Here is a 5,732-nt window from a genome sequence, read left to right as displayed (position 1 = left end):
CCCCCCTTCACGCAGAACGCCGCGCTCATTTCTGAGCGCGGCGTTTTGTTTTGTTCTGATCATCGAATTGAGAGGATACGTTATTTGGTTCTTTATTAGGTTTGGCGGTGACCTACTCTCCCACGCCTTAAGACGCAGTACCATTGGCGCAACCGTGCTTAACGGCCGAGTTCGGGAAGGGATCGGGTGTTTCACTGGCGCTGTGACCACCAAACCGAATAAAGAACCAATTCCAAGTCAAGATTTACTGTGATGTATGCTTTTGATTTTCCGTAGGGACAGAACTGTCTTCTACTGGATCAAATCAAGCCTATCGGACCATTAGTACCAGTCAGCTGAACGTGTTACCACGCTTACACCTCTGGCCTATCGACGAGGTAGTCTTCCTCGGTCCTCAGGGATACCTTGTTTTGAGGGGGGCTTCCCGCTTAGATGCCTTCAGCGGTTATCCTGTCCGTTCATAGCTACCCAGCACTACCGTTGGCACGATAACTGGTCCACCAGTGGAACGTTCACCCCGGTCCTCTCGTACTAGGGGCAACTCCTCTCAAGTATCCTACACCCACGGCAGATAGGGACCGAACTGTCTCACGACGTTCTAAACCCAGCTCACGTACCTCTTTAAACGGCGAACAGCCGTACCCTTGGGACCTGCTCCAGCCCCAGGATGAGATGAGCCGACATCGAGGTGCCAAACACTGCCGTCGATATGGACTCTTGGGCAGTATCAGCCTGTTATCCCCGGCGTACCTTTTATCCGTTGAGCGATGGCCCTTCCACTCGGGACCACCGGATCACTATGGCCGTCTTTCGACTCTGCTCGACTTGTCAGTCTCGCAGTCAGGCTGGCTTCTGCCATTGCACTCAACGAGCGATTTCCGACCGCTCTGAGCCAACCTTCGCGCGCCTCCGTTACTCTTTAGGAGGCGACCGCCCCAGTCAAACTACCCGCCACACAGGGTCCCGGATCCGGATAACGGACCGCGGTTAGACATCAAACAGAACAAGGGTGGTATCTCAAAGGAGGCTCCCCAGAAACTGGCGTCTCTGGTTCAAAGCCTACCACCTATTCTGCACATGTTGTGTCTGATGCCAGTGTGAAGCTGTAGTAAAGGTGCACGGGGTCTTTCCGTCTAACCGCGGGAAGCCTGCATCTTGACAGGCAATTCAATTTCGCTGAGTCGATGTTGGAGACAGCGGGGAAGTCGTTACGCCATTCGTGCAGGTCGGAACTTACCCGACAAGGAATTTCGCTACCTTAGGACCGTTATAGTTACGGCCGCCGTTTACCTGGGCTTCAATTCGGAGCTTGCACTCCTCCTTTTAACCTTCAGGCACCGGGCAGGCGTCAGACCCTATACGTCGTCTTGCGACTTCGCAGAGCCCTGTGTTTTTAGTAAACAGTCGCCACCCCCTAGTTTGTGCCCCCAGTCAATACTTGCGTAGAAACTGGGCCTCCTTCTCGCGAACTTACGGAGGTATTTTGCCGAGTTCCTTCAACATCGTTCTCTCAAGCGCCTTGGTATACTCTACCTATCCACCTGTGTCGGTTTAGGGTACGGTCTCATGAAGGGCTATTTCCAGGAACCGATTAGCAGCCCACCCAATCCGATAAGGGTGAACTACAGTCACGATCCGTCACATCCTTCTGGCCCAGGAATATTAACCTGGTTCCCATCGCCTACGCCTTTCGGCCTCGGCTTAGGGGCCGGCTTACCCTGCTCAGATTAGCTTTAAGCAGGAACCCTTGGATTTTCGGCGAGGGGGTCTCTCACCCCCTTTGTCGCTACTCATGTCATCATTCTCACTAGTGATCTCTCCACCGGATCCCTCACAGGCCGGCTTCATCGAAAGCTCCGATCCTCAAATGCATCCGAAGATGCTAATGAGGAATGGAACTATGTCACACTACGCTCCGCTACCACGTACGATAAATCGCACATCCTAAGCTTCGGCTCATGGCTTGAGCCCCGGTACATCTTCGCCGCAAGACAACTTATTTAGACCAGTGAGCTGTTACGCTATCTTTAAAGGATGGCTGCTTCTAAGCCAACCTCCTGGTTGTTTTGGTCGTCTCACCTGCTTTCCCACTTAGCCATGAATTAGGGGCCTTAGCTGTAGGTCAGGGTTGTTTCCCTCTCCACGACGGACGTTAGCATCCGCCGTGTGTCTGCCATATAGTACTTCCCGGTATTCGGAGTTTGATTAGGATCAGTAAGGCTGTGGGCCCCCATTACCCATTCAGTGCTCTACCCCCGGGAGTATTCGTATGACGCTCTACCTAAATAGATTTCGCGGAGAACCAGCTATCTCCGAGTTTGATTGGCCTTTCACCCCTAGGCACAGCTCATCCCGATCTTTTTCAACAGATGTGGGTTCGGTCCTCCAGTGCATGTTACTGCACCTTCAACCTGGCCATGCCTAGATCACTCGGTTTCGGGTCTGATCCACCTAACTCATTCGCCCTATTAAGACTCGCTTTCGCTGCGCCTACACCTAACGGCTTAAGCTTGCTAGATAGACCAAGTCGATGACCCATTATACAAAAGGTACGCCGTCAGCTCTCAAGGAGCCTCCGACTGATTGTAGGCGTTCGGTTTCAGGTACTGTTTCACTCCCCTCGTCGGGGTGCTTTTCACCTTTCCCTCACGGTACTGGTTCGCTATCGGTCAGTAAGGAGTACTTAGCCTTCGAAGGTGGTCCTCCGATCTTCAGACAGAATTTCACGTGTTCCGCCCTACTTAATACGTCCAATCGTGCTTCATATACGGGACTGTCACCCTCTATGGTTGCGCTTCCCAACGCATTCTATCCACACTCATGGCTCGGCTGGTCCCCGTTCGCTCGCCGCTACTAGGGGAGTATCAATTGATTTCCTTTCCTCCGGGTACTTAGATGTTTCAGTTCCCCGGGTTTGCTCTTAAAACCCTATGTATTCAGGTTAAAAGTACCTGTTTCAGAACACTATAAATTACCGAAGTAATTATAATGAACTGTCAGGTGGGTTCCCCCATTCGGAGATCTCTGGGTATAACGGCTATTCTCACCTTCCCAAAGCTTATCGCAGAGTATCACGTCCTTCATCGCCTCTTACTGCCAAGGCATTCACCAAACGCCCTTCTCGCGCTTGATTTGATCCAGAAGAAGACAGGCCTTTTGCGTGTCCCGCTTCTTACCCCGAAGGGCAAACTGGATCAAAAGCATACTTTCCCGCGCTTCAAGCAATTCTAAGCGGTGATGTCGGTCACCGCCCTACTTGAAGCACAATAAGATCTGATCTCTCAGATCTTGGTTAGTGTACTTGACTTGGACAACACCGTCGTTTCAGCAGCGATATCGAAGAAGATCCGAGGAAAGGGACCTAAATCAACCGCTTCCCGAAGGAAGAACCGCTGAGGTCTGACGCGCACTTGCGTGACCAACAGTGTTGTTATTGTATTCTCTCTAAACGATGTAAAAGACGTCCGATTGGACGGCTAAAAACCAAGCTGGTTCTTAGCGATCTAATCGACAGGAAGGTAATGGTGGAGCCTAGGAGATTCGAACTCCTGACATCCTGCTTGCAAAGCAGGCGCTCTACCAACTGAGCTAAGGCCCCATATAAATGGTGGGTCGAGGAGGACTTGAACCTCCGACCTCACGCTTATCAGGCGTGCGCTCTAACCACCTGAGCTACCGACCCTTACCAGACCGGCAGGTCTGTCTTTGATATTTATTGCACTGAAGAGATATGAGGACGGTCCGGTCCGTATACAGTACCCCGAAGGGTCTGCCGATATAGATCTGCAAAGGACAGATCTTGCTAAGTGTATCCACGTGATCAGCAAGCTGATCAGCTAGGTACATCCTTAGAAAGGAGGTGATCCAGCCGCAGGTTCCCCTACGGCTACCTTGTTACGACTTCACCCCAGTCGCTGATCCTACCGTGGTCCGCTGCCTCCTCAAAGAGGTTAGCGCACGGCCGTCAGGTAGAACCAACTCCCATGGTGTGACGGGCGGTGTGTACAAGGCCCGGGAACGTATTCACCGCGTCATGCTGTTACGCGATTACTAGCGATTCCGACTTCATGGGGTCGAGTTGCAGACCCCAATCCGAACTGAGACATCTTTTGGGGATTAACCCACTGTAGATGCCATTGTAGCACGTGTGTAGCCCAACCCGTAAGGGCCATGAGGACTTGACGTCATCCACACCTTCCTCCCGCTTATCACGGGCAGTTTCTTTAGAGTGCCCAGCCGAACTGCTGGCAACTAAAGATGTGGGTTGCGCTCGTTGCCGGACTTAACCGAACATCTCACGACACGAGCTGACGACAGCCATGCAGCACCTGTCACTGATCCAGCCGAACTGAAGGAAAGTATCTCTACGATCCGCGATCAGGATGTCAAGGGTTGGTAAGGTTCTGCGCGTTGCTTCGAATTAAACCACATGCTCCACCGCTTGTGCGGGCCCCCGTCAATTCCTTTGAGTTTTAATCTTGCGACCGTACTCCCCAGGCGGAATGCTTAATCCGTTAGGTGTGTCACCGAATAGTATACTACCCGACGACTGGCATTCATCGTTTACGGTGTGGACTACCAGGGTATCTAATCCTGTTTGCTCCCCACACTTTCGCACCTCAGCGTCAGTATCGAGCCAGTGAGCCGCCTTCGCCACTGGTGTTCCTCCGAATATCTACGAATTTCACCTCTACACTCGGAATTCCACTCACCTCTCTCGAACTCAAGACTAGCAGTATTAAAGGCAGTTCCAGGGTTGAGCCCTGGGATTTCACCTCTAACTGACTAATCCGCCTACGCGCGCTTTACGCCCAGTAATTCCGAACAACGCTAACCCCCTCCGTATTACCGCGGCTGCTGGCACGGAGTTAGCCGGGGTTTCTTTACCAGGTACTGTCATTATCATCCCTGGCGAAAGAGCTTTACGACCCTAAGGCCTTCATCACTCACGCGGCATGGCTAGATCAGGCTTGCGCCCATTGTCTAAGATTCCCCACTGCTGCCTCCCGTAGGAGTCTGGGCCGTGTCTCAGTCCCAGTGTTGCTGATCATCCTCTCAAACCAGCTATAGATCGTAGACTTGGTAGGCCATTACCCCACCAACTATCTAATCTAACGCGGGCTAATCCGATACCGATAAATCTTTCCCCCGAAGGGCGTATAAGGTATTACTCACCGTTTCCAGTGGCTATTCCTTAGTACCGGGTATATTCCCACGCGTTACTAACCCGTCCGCCGCTCACTCCGAAGAGTGCGCTCGACTTGCATGTGTTAGGCCTGCCGCCAGCGTTCGTTCTGAGCCAGGATCAAACTCTCAAGTTGAATAGCAATTACTTGCTAATCCTTGACGTTCGAACCTCTGCACATACTGTTGTTTCCAATTGACTTAGAAACGTTCCGGTCCAACCGGCTGGTCGGACCTACTTCTGTTTGTGACATCAGTATCAAAAGATACCGAAAGCCGACAAACAGTGAAGCTGACTATCCATCATCGCTTAGCTCCGAAAAGCCTCGCTAGGTAGTTGGATATATGTGCAGTTGTTTGTTCATCGAATGAACCAAACCGCCCACATATCTCTTCAGATACCATCAATTTCAAAGAGCGTGGATCCTAGTAAAACCAGAACCCAGAGACAAAAACCAACCAGATACGCCGCCGTTTCCTTTAGCGCGTCCCGCCGATAAGCCTCTGTATTATAACCAAACTTTGCTTCTTCCTGTGTCTCTCGACCC

General features: G+C 51.8%; 2 tRNA genes and 3 rRNA genes. All 5 read right to left on the bottom strand.

From position 1 onward, the window contains the following. Window positions 1-99: 99 nt before the first annotated feature. A 5S ribosomal RNA gene (gene rrf / locus MWU53_RS15875) occupies window positions 100-214 on the bottom strand. A gap of 86 nt (window positions 215-300) precedes the next feature. Then, a 23S ribosomal RNA gene (locus MWU53_RS15870) occupies window positions 301-3,133 on the bottom strand. 389 nt (window positions 3,134-3,522) lie between these two features. Next, a tRNA-Ala gene (locus MWU53_RS15865) sits at window positions 3,523-3,598 on the bottom strand. A 7-nt stretch (window positions 3,599-3,605) separates the two neighbouring features. Further along, window positions 3,606-3,682 (bottom strand) — tRNA-Ile (locus MWU53_RS15860). Between the two features lie 170 nt (window positions 3,683-3,852). Then, window positions 3,853-5,321, bottom strand: a 16S ribosomal RNA gene (locus MWU53_RS15855). The 16S, 23S and 5S rRNA genes sit together here with 2 tRNA genes alongside, the layout of an rRNA operon. Between the last annotated feature and the right edge of the window lie 411 nt (window positions 5,322-5,732).

Origin of the sequence: Aliiroseovarius sp. S1123 (assembly GCF_023015885.1) — a bacterium.
GTDB lineage: Bacteria > Pseudomonadota > Alphaproteobacteria > Rhodobacterales > Rhodobacteraceae > Aliiroseovarius.
This window is presented reverse-complemented; position numbering and strand designations above follow the sequence as displayed.